This window comes from Marinomonas epiphytica (genome assembly GCF_054780655.1).
In genome coordinates this window covers 104,865-120,957 of sequence record NZ_BAAGVX010000038.1, presented here as the reverse complement: position 1 = coordinate 120,957, position 16,093 = coordinate 104,865, and the positions used below count along the sequence as shown (strand labels likewise).

General features: G+C 43.7%; 16 protein-coding genes. 8 read left to right on the top strand and 8 right to left on the bottom strand.

Annotation, left to right across the window (positions count from 1 at the left end; translation table 11 throughout):
* Positions 1-133 precede the first annotated feature (133 nt).
* From ACYVGZ_RS12975 to ACYVGZ_RS12950, 6 genes are all read left to right on the top strand, one after another.
* Positions 134-1,102, top strand: a complete 969-nt coding sequence (locus tag ACYVGZ_RS12975; protein ID WP_460756315.1) for a PstS family phosphate ABC transporter substrate-binding protein — start codon at positions 134-136, stop codon at positions 1,100-1,102.
* A 111-nt stretch (positions 1,103-1,213) separates the two neighbouring features.
* Positions 1,214-3,472, top strand: a complete 2,259-nt coding sequence (locus tag ACYVGZ_RS12970; protein ID WP_460756313.1) for an ABC transporter permease subunit — start codon at positions 1,214-1,216, stop codon at positions 3,470-3,472.
* Positions 3,472-5,187: a phosphate ABC transporter permease PstA gene (pstA, locus tag ACYVGZ_RS12965; protein WP_460756310.1), complete on the top strand. Its 1,716-nt coding sequence runs from the start codon at positions 3,472-3,474 to the stop codon at positions 5,185-5,187. Before ACYVGZ_RS12970 ends, pstA begins: the two co-directional genes overlap by 1 nt.
* A 20-nt stretch (positions 5,188-5,207) precedes the next feature.
* The gene (pstB, locus tag ACYVGZ_RS12960; RefSeq protein ID WP_460756308.1) at positions 5,208-6,038 is read left to right on the top strand and encodes a phosphate ABC transporter ATP-binding protein PstB; all 831 of its coding nucleotides are present in this window, start codon (positions 5,208-5,210) and stop codon (positions 6,036-6,038) included.
* A gap of 15 nt (positions 6,039-6,053) precedes the next feature.
* Entirely contained in the window at positions 6,054-6,764 is a 711-nt protein-coding gene (gene phoU / locus ACYVGZ_RS12955; RefSeq protein WP_460756305.1) for a phosphate signaling complex protein PhoU, read from the top strand.
* 158 nt (positions 6,765-6,922) lie between these two features.
* Complete coding sequence (locus tag ACYVGZ_RS12950) at positions 6,923-7,423, top strand: GAF domain-containing protein (protein WP_460756303.1); 501 nt, start codon at positions 6,923-6,925, stop codon at positions 7,421-7,423.
* 17 nt (positions 7,424-7,440) lie between these two features.
* Here ACYVGZ_RS12950 and ACYVGZ_RS12945 read toward each other — a convergent pair whose 3' ends face one another.
* Together ACYVGZ_RS12945 and ACYVGZ_RS12940 are read right to left on the bottom strand one after the other, a co-directional pair.
* On the bottom strand, positions 7,441-7,980 hold the full coding sequence (locus ACYVGZ_RS12945; RefSeq protein WP_460756300.1) for a hypothetical protein: 540 nt from the start codon (positions 7,978-7,980) through the stop codon (positions 7,441-7,443).
* A 110-nt stretch (positions 7,981-8,090) separates the two neighbouring features.
* Positions 8,091-8,606 (bottom strand): putative pterin-binding protein, encoded by a 516-nt coding sequence (locus ACYVGZ_RS12940; RefSeq protein ID WP_460756298.1) that lies wholly within the window; start codon positions 8,604-8,606, stop codon positions 8,091-8,093.
* A gap of 166 nt (positions 8,607-8,772) precedes the next feature.
* Here ACYVGZ_RS12940 and cysZ point away from each other — a divergent pair, with 166 nt between their 5' ends.
* Both cysZ and ACYVGZ_RS12930 read left to right on the top strand, forming a co-directional pair.
* Positions 8,773-9,552, top strand: coding sequence for a sulfate transporter CysZ (gene cysZ / locus ACYVGZ_RS12935; protein WP_460756296.1), 780 nt, complete (start codon positions 8,773-8,775; stop codon positions 9,550-9,552).
* Entirely contained in the window at positions 9,552-10,400 is an 849-nt protein-coding gene (locus tag ACYVGZ_RS12930) for a response regulator (RefSeq protein WP_460756293.1), read from the top strand. The genes cysZ and ACYVGZ_RS12930 overlap by 1 nt, the downstream gene beginning before the upstream one ends.
* Before the next feature lie 23 nt (positions 10,401-10,423).
* On the opposite strand, the gene phoR is transcribed toward ACYVGZ_RS12930, so the two are convergent.
* The 6 genes from phoR to ACYVGZ_RS12900 form a co-directional block, all read right to left on the bottom strand.
* Positions 10,424-11,737 (bottom strand): phosphate regulon sensor histidine kinase PhoR, encoded by a 1,314-nt coding sequence (gene phoR / locus ACYVGZ_RS12925; protein WP_460756291.1) that lies wholly within the window; start codon positions 11,735-11,737, stop codon positions 10,424-10,426.
* The gene (phoB, locus tag ACYVGZ_RS12920) at positions 11,734-12,429 is read right to left on the bottom strand and encodes a phosphate regulon transcriptional regulator PhoB (RefSeq protein WP_460756288.1); all 696 of its coding nucleotides are present in this window, start codon (positions 12,427-12,429) and stop codon (positions 11,734-11,736) included. Before phoB ends, phoR begins: the two co-directional genes overlap by 4 nt.
* An 89-nt stretch (positions 12,430-12,518) precedes the next feature.
* Complete coding sequence (ubiA, locus tag ACYVGZ_RS12915) at positions 12,519-13,367, bottom strand: 4-hydroxybenzoate octaprenyltransferase (protein ID WP_460756286.1); 849 nt, start codon at positions 13,365-13,367, stop codon at positions 12,519-12,521.
* A complete protein-coding gene (locus tag ACYVGZ_RS12910; protein ID WP_460756283.1) occupies positions 13,364-13,924 on the bottom strand; it encodes a chorismate--pyruvate lyase family protein in 561 nt (186 codons plus the stop codon). Before ACYVGZ_RS12910 ends, ubiA begins: the two co-directional genes overlap by 4 nt.
* Before the next feature lie 3 nt (positions 13,925-13,927).
* The gene (locus ACYVGZ_RS12905; protein ID WP_460756280.1) at positions 13,928-15,190 is read right to left on the bottom strand and encodes an HDOD domain-containing protein; all 1,263 of its coding nucleotides are present in this window, start codon (positions 15,188-15,190) and stop codon (positions 13,928-13,930) included.
* A 105-nt stretch (positions 15,191-15,295) separates the two neighbouring features.
* On the bottom strand, positions 15,296-16,075 hold the full coding sequence (locus tag ACYVGZ_RS12900) for an amino acid ABC transporter ATP-binding protein (protein WP_460756278.1): 780 nt from the start codon (positions 16,073-16,075) through the stop codon (positions 15,296-15,298).
* Positions 16,076-16,093: the final 18 nt, after the last annotated feature.

The following is a 16,093-nucleotide window of genomic DNA, read 5'->3' as shown; positions in this document are numbered from 1 at the left end:
CCAAAAGAAATTATTATTGAAATATTTCACTCTTTAACATTTCTGTCACATAACTTTTTTATAGTGGCTGTCATTGAACGAGCTATGGGCAGTCGCTCATAAATATTTGACTATAACCATTGGGGTTTATGTGATGAAAAAACTAGTTGCGGGTTTAGCAATGACAGCAGCGGCAAGCGTTTCTTTTAACGCTGTTGCAGACGTTGATGCAGGTTTGAATTCTTACACTAAGGCTAGCGGTGTTTCTGGTAACATCTCAAGTGTTGGTTCTGATACTTTGGCTAACTTGATGACTCTATGGGCTGAAGATTTCAAACGTCTTTACCCTAACGTGAACATTCAAATTCAAGCGGCTGGTTCTTCTACTGCGCCACCAGCACTAACTGAAGGTACGTCAAACTTTGGTCCTATGTCTCGTACAATGAAGGACAAAGAAATCGCAGCGTTCGAGAAAAAATTCGGTTACAAGCCAACTGCAATCCCAGTTGCAATTGATGCGCTAGCAGTATTCGTACACAAAGATAACCCAATCAAAGGTCTTTCACTTCCAGAAGTAGATGCGATTTTCTCTTCTACTCGTAAAGGTGGTCACAGCGAAGACATCACTAACTGGGGTAAAGCGGGTCTAACTGGTGCTTGGTCAAACCGCGACGTTCAATTGTTCGGTCGTAACTCAGTATCTGGTACTTACGGTTACTTCAAGTCTACTGCACTATTCAAAGGTGACTTCAAAAACAGTGTAAACGAGCAACCTGGTTCTGCTTCTGTTGTTCAGTCTGTTTCTACTTCACTTAACGGTATTGGTTACTCTGGTATCGGTTACAAAACGTCTTCAGTACGTGCTTTACCATTGGCTAAGAAAGCAGGTGGCGCATTCGTAGAAGCTACTCCAGCAAACGCTTCTACTGGTAAATACCCACTGTCTCGCTTCCTTTACGTTTACGTAAACAAAGCACCTAACAAGCCACTAGCACCGTTACAACGTGAATTCGTAAAAATGGTTCTATCTAAAATGGGTCAAGAGGTTGTTGTAAAAGACGGTTACGTACCTCTACCAGCTAAAGTTGCTGACAAGTACCTAAAATCTCTAGGCATTAACTAAGTTAGCTTAGCGAATCAAAATGAGATACCAGAAGCAGGATGGCGTTACGCTCTCCTGCTTTTCTCTTCTCACTTGATGTAACAAAAACGTCACAATAAAAGTTGAAAGCGGATGACTACAACAACTGATAATCAGATGCCTGAGCTGGATTTTGATACTCCAGCGCTAAAGCGTCATCGTAAAATTCGAGCCCTAAAAGACCGCATGACCGGTACTGGGATCGCCATCGGGGGCTGCAGTGTAATACTGGCTGTATTGCTAATTTGTTTTTACCTTCTGTACGAGGTTGCGCCACTTTTCGCTGGTGCTTCAATTGAAAAGCAAGCAGATTACTCTTTGCCTGCTGAAGATCATGGTAAGAGCTTATATCTTACTTCAGAAGAACAGTCTGAAATTGGAATGCGTGTTGCAGAAAACGGCAGCATAGTGTTCTTTTCTATTGCCGATGGCAGTGTCATCAATACAATCGAGAATCCTCGTGAGCAAGCTGTAACGAGTTTTACTATTGAGTCTGATACCAGCCGTTTATTAGCCTTTGGTTATGAAGACGGAAAGGTGCTTTTAGTAAAGCATAGCTATCGTATTTCTTACCCCGACGGTGTTCGTCAAATCACACCTTTTGTCGAGTTTCCATATGGTGAAGAAGCCATCAATGTCGCTAACTTCGCCATTAATAAACTGGCGGTTCGTGATGCTGAAGATGGTATGACCATTGCTGCACTCGGTGCCTCAGAAAGCACCGTACTGCGTGTTACCAAAGACGTTAACATCATTACCGAAGAAGTTGAAATATCAGAGCAACGTGAATCTCTACCTTTCATACAAGACGTAGCGTCTGTGTTAGTGAGTGGTGACCAAAGATACCTCTACATTGCCACTACTAAAGGTGAGTTAAACGAGTTCGATTTACGTAACTTCGATAACATATACCAAAAAGATACCATTCAATTATTTGACCAGTCTGCAAGCCTAGTTTCTATGACTTACTTGCTAGGTAACTCTTCTGTGATGGTAGCCGACTCTTCAGGCCGTGTCGGACAATGGTTCAATGTCCGCGAAGATGGCAGTAATGAAGAAAAGCTGACGTTTATTCGTGACTTCGAGCAAAACTCAGCCATCGACAACATTACTATGGAACAACGTCGTAAAGGTTTTGCAACACTAGACGATCGTGGTGTTGTGGCTATCTATAATGCGACAGCGAAGCGCCAAGTTGTGGATGAGCAATTGAGTGACGGTTCGGCTCGCATGATCAGCTTTACGCCACGTGCTAATGGCTTACTGTTAGAAGATGGCAAAGGCTTACACTTCTACCACGTTGATAACGAGCACCCAGAGGTATCTTGGTCTTCATTGTGGGGGCAAGTCTGGTATGAAGGCTACCAAGAGCCGACCTTTACTTGGCAGTCGTCTGCAGCTAACAATGACTTTGAGCCGAAATACAGCTTAATGCCGTTGGCATTTGGTACTTTGAAAGCCGCGTTCTATGCAATGCTAATGGCCGTGCCGCTGGCTATTTGTGGCGCTATTTATACGGCTTACTTCATGGCACCGGGCCTACGCCGTAAAGTGAAACCTGTTATTGAGTTAATGGAAGCACTGCCGACGGTAATCCTCGGTTTCTTAGCGGGCTTATTCTTTGCTCCTTTCTTAGAAGAAAATCTGGCCGCAACCTTTAGCGTTCTGATCGTACTACCTATTGGAATTTTGTTGTTTGCCTACCTTTGGTCTAGGCTGCCAACCAATATTCGCTGGTTAGTACCAGAAGGCTGGCAACCACTTTTATTGATCCCCGTTATCGTGTTCTTAGCTTGGTTCTGTTTGGCCGTGAGTCCATTCATAGAGCTGAACTTCTTTGGCGGTAATATACGCGGTTGGATTACTCACGACTTGGGTATCACTTTTGACCAACGTAATGCGTTAGTAGTAGGTTTTGCAATGGGATTTGCGGTGATTCCTACCATCTTCTCAATTACCGAAGATGCGATCTTTAGTGTGCCAAAAGCCTTAACACAAGGGTCACTAGCATTGGGTGCGACTTACTGGCAAACCATGACTCGAGTGGTTCTTCCAACGGCGAGCCCAGGTATTTTTTCTGCCGTAATGATAGGTATGGGCCGTGCTGTTGGTGAAACCATGATCGTACTTATGGCAACAGGTAATACGCCGATTATGGACTTCAATATTTTCGAAGGTATGCGTACATTGGCCGCAAACCTAGCGGTAGAGGTTCCAGAATCAGAAGTGGGAAGTTCCCATTATCGTATTCTTTTCTTGGCGGCGTTTGTGCTCTTTATCTTTACCTTTGTGGTAAACACCATCGCCGAAACCGTGCGTCAGCACCTACGTAAAAAATACGGGTCATTGTAATGAGTAAAGAAATGAAAATGGAAAAACAGTCCGTATCTGAGTGGGTCAAGTCCGGTGATCCATGGGTATGGATGAATGCTGGTGCAGTTGCCATTTCTGTCATCATGGTGGTTGGCTTGCTACTGCTTATTGCAGTACGAGGTCTGGGGCATTTCTGGCCTGCTGACATTACTCAAGCGACTTACTCCCTACCAGGAGAAAAGGCGTACACCATTGTGGCAGAGCGCGTTGAAAGCGTGGAAGTTACAGCGGCTCAGCTTCGTGAAGCCGGTATTAACTTACCTGAAGGTGGTGAGCCATTACTTACTCGAACCTTACTTAAAATGGGTAACCGCGATGTCTACGGTGCCGATTTTGGTTGGGTCCTTGATAAGTACCTAAGTGATATGGAAACCCCTGAAATGCTGTTTGCAGCGGAAAGGCACGAATGGGGTAACCTGTATGGCTACTTGAAAGAAGTAAAAGAAAACGGTCAAGTCGTTTCTCAAACACAAGACCTCACGCCAACTGCGTCGGCTTTGGCAACTTGGGGTGTATTTGAAAAGAGTATTGAACGCGCTTCAAGCATTTTTGATGAAATCAAAGACATCGAAAAAGCAGACATTGGTAAAATTAACCATGCCCTAGAGCGTATTCGCCTTAAACAGCGCCGCTATGAGCTTGATGGTGAGTTAACTCCAGCAGTAGAAGCTGATTTGGCTGCCGAACGAGCTCAATATGATGCTGAATATGCTCAGTTGCAAAAGCAACTTGCAGCTCTGTACCAGCAGATTAACCGTGACACAATAACTGTGCAGGTTATGGACGGTACGGTTCATGAAATTCAAGTGGCTAAAATAGTTCATGCTTTCCGTCCGAATGCGATGGGAGTGTTTGAGAAGCTAGCCTTCTACTTCAATAAAGTATGGGAGTTTTTAACCGACGAGCCACGTGAAGCAAATACAGAGGGCGGTGTTTTCCCTGCGATCTTCGGTACCATCATGATGGTATTGTTAATGACCGTGTTGGTCACGCCGTTCGGTGTCGTTGCAGCGGTTTATCTACGTGAATATGCCACACAAGGTGTGATTACTCGCATTATTCGTATCGCAGTAAATAACCTGGCTGGTGTACCTTCTATCGTATACGGTGTATTCGGTTTAGGGTTTTTTATCTACTTCCTAGGTTCTGGCATTGACGAAGCATTCTTCCCAGAGGCATTACCATCACCAACTTTTGGTACTGGTGGTCTGATGTGGGCTTCTATTACCTTGGCTCTATTGACAGTGCCGGTTGTCATTGTAGCGACAGAAGAAGGCTTATCGCGTATTCCTCGTAATGTTCGTGAAGGTAGTTTGGCATTGGGAGCAACAAAAGCCGAAACCCTATGGCGTGTGGTGTTGCCTATGGCCAGCCCTGCGATCATGACAGGGGTTATCTTAGCGGTGGCCCGTGCTGCGGGTGAAGTTGCTCCACTCATGCTGGTGGGTGTGGTGAAGCTAGCTCCGACGCTGCCTCTAGATGGTAACTATCCATTTATCCACCTAGACCAGAAATTCATGCACTTAGGCTTCCATATCTATGATGTAGGTTTCCAAAGTCCGAATGTGGAAGCAGCGCGACCACTGGTTTATGCAACAGCTTTACTACTTGTTATGGTGATTGCTCTGTTGAACTTCTCAGCAGTAACGATTCGAAATCACCTACGTGAAAAATACAAATCGCTAGAAATGTAAGCGGAGAAGAAGAGATTATTATGAGCGAAGAACAAACACACTCAATTGATATTTCAGCAATGCAACGTAGCCAACAAGCACTACGCATTGAAGACGAAACCGTTTGCCTTTCTGTAAAGGATTTACACCTTTACTATGGGGAAAAAGAAGCACTGAAAGGTGTGGATATGATTATCCCAGAGAAAAAGGTAACTGCGTTTATCGGTCCATCTGGTTGTGGTAAGTCGACTTTATTACGCTGCTTTAATCGAATGAACGACTTGGTAGATAGCTGCCGCATTACCGGTGAAATCAACTTACACGACAATAATATCTACGAAAAAGGCACAGACGTCGCTGAATTACGTCGCCGAGTGGGCATGGTGTTTCAAAAGCCAAACCCATTCCCTAAGAGCATTTATGAAAATGTTGCTTACGGTCTTCGTATTCAAGGTATTAACAAAAAGCGTGTGATCGACGAAACAGTAGAGTGGGCACTACGCTCTGCGGCGCTTTGGGACGAAGTAAAAGATCGTTTACACGAGAGCGCATTAGGTATGTCTGGTGGTCAGCAACAACGTTTGGTTATTGCCCGCACCGTGGCTGTTAAGCCTGAAGTCTTATTGCTTGATGAGCCTGCTTCTGCCTTGGACCCAATCTCTACTTTGAAAATTGAAGAGTTGATTCACGAATTGAAGAAAGACTTCACCATCGCCATCGTAACGCACAATATGCAACAGGCGGCGCGTGTATCTGACTATACTGCCTTTATGTATATGGGTGACTTAATTGAGTTTGGTGACACCAACACTCTATTTACCAATCCAAGTAAACAACAAACAGAAGACTACATTACAGGTCGCTACGGCTAGGTTGAGGGAAAAACAATGAAAGAATTAGCATCAGATCATATCTCCCAGCAGTTTAACAAAGAGCTAGAAGCGTTACGTCAGCACTTTCTAACCATGGGCGGTGTTGTTGAGCAACAGGTACAAAACGCAGTGCAAGCTTTAATGGATGCCAATGTGGATCTTGCGGAGCAAGTAACTGAGCAAGATACTATGGTAAACCAGCTAGACGGCCTGATTGACGATGAATGTAACCGCATTCTTGCGATACGTCAGCCAGCGGCTTCTGACTTACGCATGATTGTGTCCATCAGCAAAGCGGTAGGTGAGCTTGAGCGTATGGGTGATGAAGCCAAGAAAATTGCTCGTTTAACCGTTAATCTAGCAGATGAAGGTGAGTCTCCACGAGGCTATGTGGAGATTAATCGCATTGGGCAAATGGTCTCCAAAATGATTCATGACACACTGGATGCCTACGCACGTTTAGATATCGACGCTGCTATCCAGGTTGCTAAGCGTGACCGTAATGTTGACCAAGAGTTTAATGCGGCAATGCGTTCTTTGATCACCTATATGATGGAAGACCCACGTAGTATTTCTAAGGTCATGAACGTGATTTGGGTATTACGATCATTGGAACGTATTGGCGATCACGCTCGTCATTCCTGCCAACATCTGATTTTCATGGTGAAAGGTGTCAACGTGCGCCATGTTTCGGTCAATGACCTAGCGGGCAAAATTGGCCACTAGATAGACCTATGTAGTGAAAAGCACTGGCTTTAGCCGGTGCTTTTTTTTGCCTGTGATTTGCGAAACAAGCGTGTAAGTTAGAATTTTTCAATGACGTTGCAAATGAGTCTCGTATATCATGCTGAGATATTTCCCAGAAAGATAACTAGAGAGAAAAGATGTTTGAATTACAGGAAAAGCAGGCTGTTTCAAGCTTGGCAGATTATCAAGAGTTGGCTGACCAACTAACTGGATTATTGTCTGGCGAACAGGATTTAATTGCCAACAGTGCTCAATTTTCTGCGTTTGTGATGCAGATGATTCCCGACTTAAATTGGTCCGGGATTTATTTCGCGCAGGGTGAAGAGCTCGTGTTAGGCCCGTTTGTCGGCAAAGTCGCTTGTACTCGTATTCCATTTGGTCGCGGAGTATGCGGCTCTGCAGCTGCCACTCAACTGACTCAGCGTGTTGATGATGTACATGCTTTCGAGGGGCATATTGCCTGCGATGCCGCCTCAGCGTCTGAGTTGGTTATACCGATAGTAGTTGATCAAGAACTGGTCGGTGTATTCGATATGGATAGCCCAAATATTCAGCGCTTTAGCGCAATCGATGAGCAGGGTATGGAAAAGCTAGTGGCCATTTTTGTTGCAAGCACTAATATGAGCTGGTCTCGTTAATTGATATGCAACGAGAGCTAGCTGGCTCGTCTAGCTAGCTTTACGAGGATGAGAGTCAGGGTCAGTGTCGACAGAATACTCACTATAAAAGTAAGCGCTTTAATTTCACTCAGACCTTTTTTTAAAGCAAGGTAAACATGGCTGCTCTTATGTCTATTGGCTTGGTGTACTTCTAGTACAAATTCATTGATTGGGCCATAAAGTGATTGGATTCGATCTTGGAGAATCTGGCCATTATCAGATTTATGGTTTTCAAGCCTTGCAACGTTCAAGCTTAACAGCTCTAGTTCAGCATTAATTATATTTAATAGTCGAAATGCTTTACCTTCAGGGTAACTACGAATCACTGCCCCGACCTCACCTTGTCTAAGGATATCGACACGGCTCATGAGTAAATCGTATTGATAATAACCTGCTCCATTTAACGGCCTGTCTTGCCATTCAAGTTCTCGTAAAAAGTCGACATATCGATAGGCCTGCATTTGCAGCTGAACACTGTTCCAAAGGATGCTCTCCGAAGCAGTACTTTCATTATAAGACTCTGTTTCACTGCTCATGTGCATTAGCCTAATACTTACGCCAGATACAGTAATAGTCATTAGAAGCAGTAAAGTGAGAAGGTAATTCTTATAAAAAAAGTTAAGAGTAAGTCTAATAGGCACGTTGTTTAATCTATAGTGAAGCTTGTAATGTTTTGGATTTGCCAGATAGAACGGCCATAATACAGCTCATTTCGTAAGCTTTGGTCGTCGTCAAAAGGGTAAATTACCATGGTAGGCCCAAGGTTTCTAACAGACATTTGCAGGCCATCTTTATGAGTCGCTATGATAGCACCTTTCGTGATGAAATCCTCTACAGGAATCTCTACGATATAATAGTTAAGAGCAGTCAACCTTAACATATTACCGTGATTGTCTAGCGAGCGAAGTAATTCATATAGGTCAAAGCCTGAATAGGTGTGTACGCCATCAGACCATGGGTCATGGGTTACTATGCTTTTTCGGGGCAGGGTATGCAGCATAGCTAAATCAAACTCTGCACCAGCAGCTGAGTTAGTATGTTTTATATCACCTGAAATGGTTAGTACAACATGAGAGGTAGGTGATTCCAGTGCCGCCGCGGATAAACTGGCGGTAAGACTAAAGAGCCAGATGATTCGAGTAAGAGTCGTTTTGAGCACCATAATTAGCCATGATAAGAATGTTTACGTGAGAGTAATTTAATAGAGGTTTTCCTTACTTGTAAACCAGCTCGTAAATTAACTATAAAAAAGTCGGTATTCAGTGGCTTGTTGTCAGCATTTTTGTGAAAATTGCTAAGTAAATTATTAAATTTGAACGAGAAACCTTGTGATTACCCAACCCTTTAAAACCATAGAGGCTTTTTTTAAAGCGATCCCTTTAATTTTGTCGCCACAGTTGCGCTTATTTGTTCTTGCTCCTCTATTGGCTAATATTATTTTGATGGGCGTTGTCTATTTATTAGCCCTGAGCTATTTCCATCATCTGACCACGGTATTGATGGATTATCTTCCTGAATGGCTGTCTTTTTTAAACTGGCTGTTCTATGCCATTTTTGGCGCTGTAGTCGCGGTATTGCTTTTTTATAGTTTCTCTATAGGGGTTAATATTCTAGCAGCTCCCTTTATGGCGTTTTTGGCGGAAAAAGTAGAAGAGAAAAAAACCGGCAAAGTATTTGACGAGCAACTGAACAGTAAAGTCATTTTGGCCATTATAGGGCGCAGCTTACAGCGTGAGTTACAAAAAATTCTCTATTTTTTACCGCGTTTTTTGGGTTTAATTATTTTGTCTTTTATTCCCATTGTGAACATCATTGCGCCTGTATTACTGTTGCTTTTCTCTACTTGGATGTTAGCCATCCAATATATGGATTATGCGTTTGACAATAACAAGGTAGCATTTCACGACATGAGAATGGCGCTACGTAGTAAGCCGCTTATGTGCTGGATGTTTGGTGCCATTGTTATGGTAGGTATTACCATCCCCGTTTTGAACTTGGTAATCATGCCAATAGCGGTGGTGGCAGCTACCCTGTTATGGATAGATGTATATCGCAGCCAGTTTGGAGACTACTCTTCACTTTTAATTGATTCTAATGAGGCGCAGTAATGTCATTAAAAATTTTAGTCGTAGATGATGCTTCCTTTACTCGAGACCTCATCAGACGAACGCTCAGAAAACAGTTCCCCGCTTGTGTGATTGAAGATGCAATTAATGGTCGTAAAGCTCAGCAACTATTGAGCAAAAGCAAGTTCGACATGGTGCTGTGTGATTGGGAAATGCCTGAAATGACGGGCGTTGAGCTTTTAAAATGGTGCCGTGAACAACCACAATACCAAAAAGATGCCATGCCATTTTTAATGATTACCAGTCGTGGAGACAAAGACCATGTTGTTGAAGCAGTAAAGTCAGGGGTCACTGATTATTTGGGTAAACCTTTCTCCAGTGAACAGCTAGTGAATAAAGTAATGTCTGCTGCTCAAAAGCATGGCATTGAGTCTAAACTGACGTCTCAGAAAGCCCGATCAGGAGCACCACGAGCCAACGATGGTGTAGCCTCAGGATCGATAGATGTTTTACTAAATGCAGGGGAGAAAGTGTCTAAAGGCCAATCCACAGCGGCTAAAGTTACCTCTCCGCATGTGAAGGTTAAAGAGGTAAAAATACCCACGTTAGTGCGTTTTGAAACCAAACAGTTTCGTTGCATGGTAATAAAGCTTGCCTTACAAGAGGCCACCATGTTGATTAAGAGCGATGATGTGATCCCTCAAGTGTTAGGTCAAGCAGTGCTGGATTTGGAAAATGAAGGCACAGTAAACCGTTTAAACTATTTCGTGCAATCCGTAGCCACTACGGAAAAGAAAGCAGATTCAACGTTTTTAACGGTGACGCTTAGCTTGATAGACCAAGACGCAGAAAAAACAGAATTTATTACCAAGTTATTTGGTCGCTTATGAAAACGTATTATTGCTATGCTGGCTTATGAAGCTGGCATAGCAATTTGGTCATTACGAATTCGGCTACTTGGAAAATGGCAACTAAAGGTACTGCCAAAACCGGGTTGGCTGCGGATTTGTAGTTTGGCTTCATGATGAACTAGTACGTGTTTAACAATCGCTAACCCCAAACCTGTACCACCGTTCTTAGACCCTCTGCCTTTATCGACTCGAAAGAAGCGTTCTGTGAGTCTAGGAATGTACCTAGGTTCGACCCCTAAGCCTTCATCTTGCACTGAGAATACGCCACTATACTCACCATAATCCCAAGTCACGTTCACATCACCACCATCTGGTGAATATTTGACGGCATTGAGTACTAAGTTTGAGAATGCACTGTACAACTCGTTATAAGACCCATAAATGCGTGCTTCTTCGGGAATATCAAAAATCAGTTTATGTTCGTTCGAAAGCAGAGAAGAAGCCGCTTTTTCAACCGCACTGGTAATATCAGTGATTTTGATCCACTGGTCTGGCTCTCGCTTATCATTGCCTTCTAGGCGAGATAGTAACAGAAGATCTTCAATCAAGTGCTCCATACGGTCTGACTGCTCAGACATATTGACTATGCCTTTCTGTAGGCTGCCTGGTAAAGCATCTTTGAACATGTCCAAGGTTTCTAAGTACCCTTTTATGACTGTCAAAGGTGTCTTCAACTCATGTGAGGCATTGGCTACAAAGTCTTTACGCATCTGCTCTAATAAATGCAGGCGGGTGACGTCTCGGATAAAGATTAGGTGATCATTTTTATCATAGAGGGTCGTTTGTACTTCAAGATAAGTGCCTTCTTTAGCGGGGGATTTGATCACTAGAGGTTCGCCGAAACGCTTTTGGCTAAAGTAACGGAAAAAGTCTGGGTCTCGTACAATGTTGGTAATCGGTTGTCCTCGATCTACTGGGCGCATGAGCCCAAAAAAGTGCGCTGCAGAATTATTCCACCATTCAAGGTTACCTTGGCTGTCAGCCATAATAACCCCTTCTTTTAGGGCGGCAGTAGAACTTTCGATTCGAGTTAAAGCTTGGCGCATGCGGCGTTTCGACTTGCGTTGCTTTTTCTGTAAGCGATAGACTGCGTCAAAAACTTCCCCCCAAATACCGTCAGATTCAGGGGGCGCTTTTTTGCCTGAGTGGCGTAACCAGTGGTGGAAAGTGTATACCTGATACATTTGCCAGTATAAGCTTCCAAGCGTATAGATGAGCAAGGTAGCAAGCAGTTGGCCAATTACAAGGCCAATGGCAATACAGGCAGCTAGCCCGATTAGCCATCGGGCTACGGCGACTTTCCAAATATTCTTCATGGAGTTCTTTTCGCAGAGAATCGATAGCCAGTGCCACGAACCGTTTGAATTAAACTGTCATGGGAACTACCAATGGCTTTACGTAAACGACGAATGTGTACATCAACCGTACGTTCTTCAACGTAGACATTGCCGCCCCAAACTTGATCTAATAATTGCGCTCGAGAGTAAGCTCTTTCTTGGTGTGTCATTAAAAATTTAAGCAAACGATACTCTGTAGGCCCCATTTCTAATGGGCGGCTACCAATGGTAACGCGCTGACTAATAGGGTCTAGTAATAGACCTTCTATTTCAATTGGTTCATCGATACCTTGTGGTGTTGCGCGGCGAAGAACCGCTTTAAGGCGAGCAACCAGCTCTCTTGGTGAGAATGGCTTAGTAATATAATCATCAGCACCGACTTCAAGGCCTTGAATCTTATTGTCTTCTTCACTTTTTGCGGTCAACATGATGACAGGGATTTCAGCGGTCGTTGGGTCTTTCTTTAAACGTCGTGTTAATTCAATACCGCTACCACCAGGCATCATCCAGTCTACTAGAATCAAATCAGGTCTATGATCCACAATAATTTCGTGGGCCTGTTGGCTGTTTTCTGCTTCCAAATATTCGTATCCTGCCATTTCTAAGGCGACAGCGATCATTTCGCGAATGGAAGACTCATCATCAATAATTAGTACTTTTTTACCGGTCACAGGATTCACCCTCATCTCAGGAACGGTTTATTAAAGCTCGAAAATGTGACAATTTGGTTAAAATGTCACATCACTGCCATAAATTCAACTTAATAGCTTAGTAGTAAGCCCACAAAGACACACAAGCCCACTCGGTTATTAGCAAGAAAAGCATGGAAACAAGCTTGCCTATCACGCGTTTTGGTTTGTAGATGTTGTTGGATAAACAAACCACAGCAAAGTAAAAGCGATACAAAGAAAGGCCATGGCAAAGACCCTAACACACCTATCCAAGTTAATAAGGATAGGGTAAGACCTTGCAAAATGAGGATGATTAATAGGTCGTACTGGCCAAATAAAATCGCTGTGGATTTGATGCCGACTTTTAAGTCATCGGGTCTGTCTGTCATAGCGTAATAAGTGTCGTAGGCGATGGTCCATAAACAGTTTGCTAGAAATAGCATCCACAGTTTAGGGTCGCTTAGGTCGCCACCTTGAGCACTGTAAGCCATTGGAATAGCCCAAGAGAAAGCTAACCCTAAAAACAGTTGCGGCAAATGCGTATAGCGCTTCATAAAGGGATACAAAGCCGCTAAGCCTAACCCTATAAAAGACAGCATTATGGTTCTAAAGTCGGTAAAAAGAACCAAAATAAAGCTTAATAGAGCCAAACTAGCAAAAACGATAAGTGCTTCTTTTTCACTCACACGACCAGACGGAAGGGGGCGATTCTTGGTGCGTTCAACAAATCCATCCACTTTACGATCAGCATAATCATTAATAACACACCCCGCCGAGCGCATTGCGAATACCCCAAGCACAAAAATAACAATCAGATGCCAATCAGGCCATCCGTCGGCTGCTAACCATAAGGCCCAAAGAGTCGGCCACATAAGTAGGAGTGAGCCAATAGGGCGGTTGAATCGGGTAAGGTCTGCGTAGTCTTTAAGTTTGCTCATAGTGTTTTAAAAGGTTGTGGTAATTGAGTGATCTCTTGGAAGAATACTTCACAGACAAGAATACCTTGTCCGTATTGCTGAAACACTGAACGCCTTGCCCATAAAGATTGCTCTTGCCCTGGGAATAGAGACTTAGGCAAATTAGCTATCTCTACAGCGCTTCGCTTCAGCCCTCGGTGACGGAATAAATAACCACCTAACGGCGTATTTTTTAAGTGTTTTACTTGTCGCCAATGACCGCATAAAGCACTCACGGGCACAACTGAGCGTGCGTAGATCACAGGCAGATCATTGCAAATGAGTACCACAGTACGAATACGGGTTGCCTGACGCGATCTTAGTTTTAAACGTTTTCTTTCTCGCGGTGTGGCCGGCCCCCAATCATCTTCAATGACTTGTACGGTAAGTTCACCAACACTTTGGAGTTTTGCCGTTAGGGAGCTATGGGTCGTCAACCAAGGCCAGAGTTGCTTAGGCACTTGTTGCTTATTAATTCGTTGGCTTGGATGCCAGCGATAATCAAATTGTTTAGCAGCAGAGTGATTGAGTACAAACATGCGTTACGATGGCTTTTTAATGAGTTTTGCTAATTGGCGTAAAAGTGTTTTAGATGTCATTAGCTGATGGTAACACGCTTGCACTCTTTCTTGCTCAAGTCCGAGTGGCTTTAATTGTTCTTCGGTTATTGTTTCACCCTTATATAACGTTTGCGCAACAAACATGAGCCTTGCCAGTTGCTCGTGTTCGCCTTGGTAAGCCTGGTCTTTACTATAACGAATCGCCAAACAAACATCTTCCGGCAGCCCCCAATGCTGTAACTGCCAAGAGGCAATTTGTTCTTGAGTAAAATGCAATGTGTGCATTTCTATGAGCTCAGTAGGCTGGTGTCGATTTGCCTCTTGGCTGCGAGACAGGAGATTAAAATAGGGTGATAGTACGGTCCCCATGACTAAATAACCAAAGTTGTGCAGTAGTCCTACTAAGTAAGCATGGCCGATGAAATGAGAGTTAGAAGTTGGCATTTCCCTCGCTAAGCATTCCATTAGAAAAGCTTGGGACACAGCATTAAGCCAAAAATCTTGGTAGGGCCTAGGGCCATGCTTAGGGGGTGAAACACAATTGCTAAGTGATAAACCCAGGGAGAGGTTAAGCACTAGGTCATAACCAACGACTCGTACAATGGCATCTTTAATGGAAGACACATCATTACGAGTGCCGTAATAAGGGGAGGAGGCCCATGCCATGACCTGAGCTGCTAAACTTGGGTCTAGGCTGATGATGTCACACAACTCTTCAGCATCTGCTTTGTCTTTCGTAGACAACTGAATGATACGTTGGGCGCTGTTAGACAAGGCTGGCATTTCCAACGTTTCATGGAGCCTTTGTTTAATGCGTATTGACTGAAAGCGACCTAAGGCGAGCTTCATTTGCTCTTCATCTTGTCTGTGGTCTTTGACAATCTTAGGGACTTGCTCGGTATTTATGGATATTGGCTCAAAATAATTCAGAGGGCCTGCAAAGCTTTTCTGAATTTCCTTCGTTTCTAGCTCGACATAATCTTCCCCATAAGGGGATAAAACACGGGCCGTGTCATAATTGAAAATATAGCTGTCTACGATTGTTTGACGGGACAGGTTAAAGCGATCTTGGTTCTGTGGTGAAACAGGATAGATAGGCTTAAAATGTCGGTTAGTGATTTTAGACACCTGGCCAATATCAAGAATACGATGACGCGGAAAAATAATCTGTACACGCCCATTGTGATCAGCAAAGTGTAAAACACAAAGAGTTAAAGGATCAGGGCTCTGATTATTTTTATCCATAATAAGTAAAACAGCCTATATCCTTGGTACATCTCAAACGGTCAAACAAAAAAGCCTCATCACACCAGTGATGAGGCTTTTAATATACCACGAATTGCAATGAAATCAGTGATTAAGAATCTGACTTAAGAACAATTGGGTACGATCATGTTGTGGGTTATCGAAGAACTCAGTAGGTTCGTTAGCTTCAACGATCTCTCCTGCATCCATGAAAACAACACGGTCTGCAACCGTTTTAGCAAAGCCCATTTCGTGTGTTACACACACCATGGTCATGCCTTCATCGGCAAGCTGCACCATAACGTCCAATACTTCCTTGATCATTTCAGGGTCAAGAGCAGATGTTGGCTCATCAAATAGCATAATACGTGGTTTCATACACAAGCCACGCGCAATGGCAACGCGTTGCTGCTGACCACCTGATAGCTGACCTGGGTATTTCAGTGCTTGGTTGGCGATTTTTACACGCTCCAAGTAGTGCATTGCCATTTCTTCTGCTTCCTTTTTAGGTGTTTTACGTACCCAAATCGGCGCTAAGGTTAGGTTCTCTAAAATGGTCAAGTGAGGGAACAGATTAAAGTGCTGGAACACCATACCGACATCCTTACGGATGGCTTCGATGTTCTTAAGGTTGTCGTTCATCTCAATGCCATCAACAATAATTGAGCCCTTCTGGTGCTCCTCAAGGCGGTTGATACAGCGTGTCATTGTTGACTTACCTGAACCAGAAGGCCCACAAACAACGATACGCTCGCCTTTTTTGATGCTGAAGTTGATGTTTTTTAGGACGTGGAAATCCCCGTACCATTTGTTCACATCGTTAAATTGGATAATTGCTTCTTCACCCGGCTCAAGTTGGGCAAGTGCCATATTTCTTTCTGTCATTGTATTGACCTCAAATTC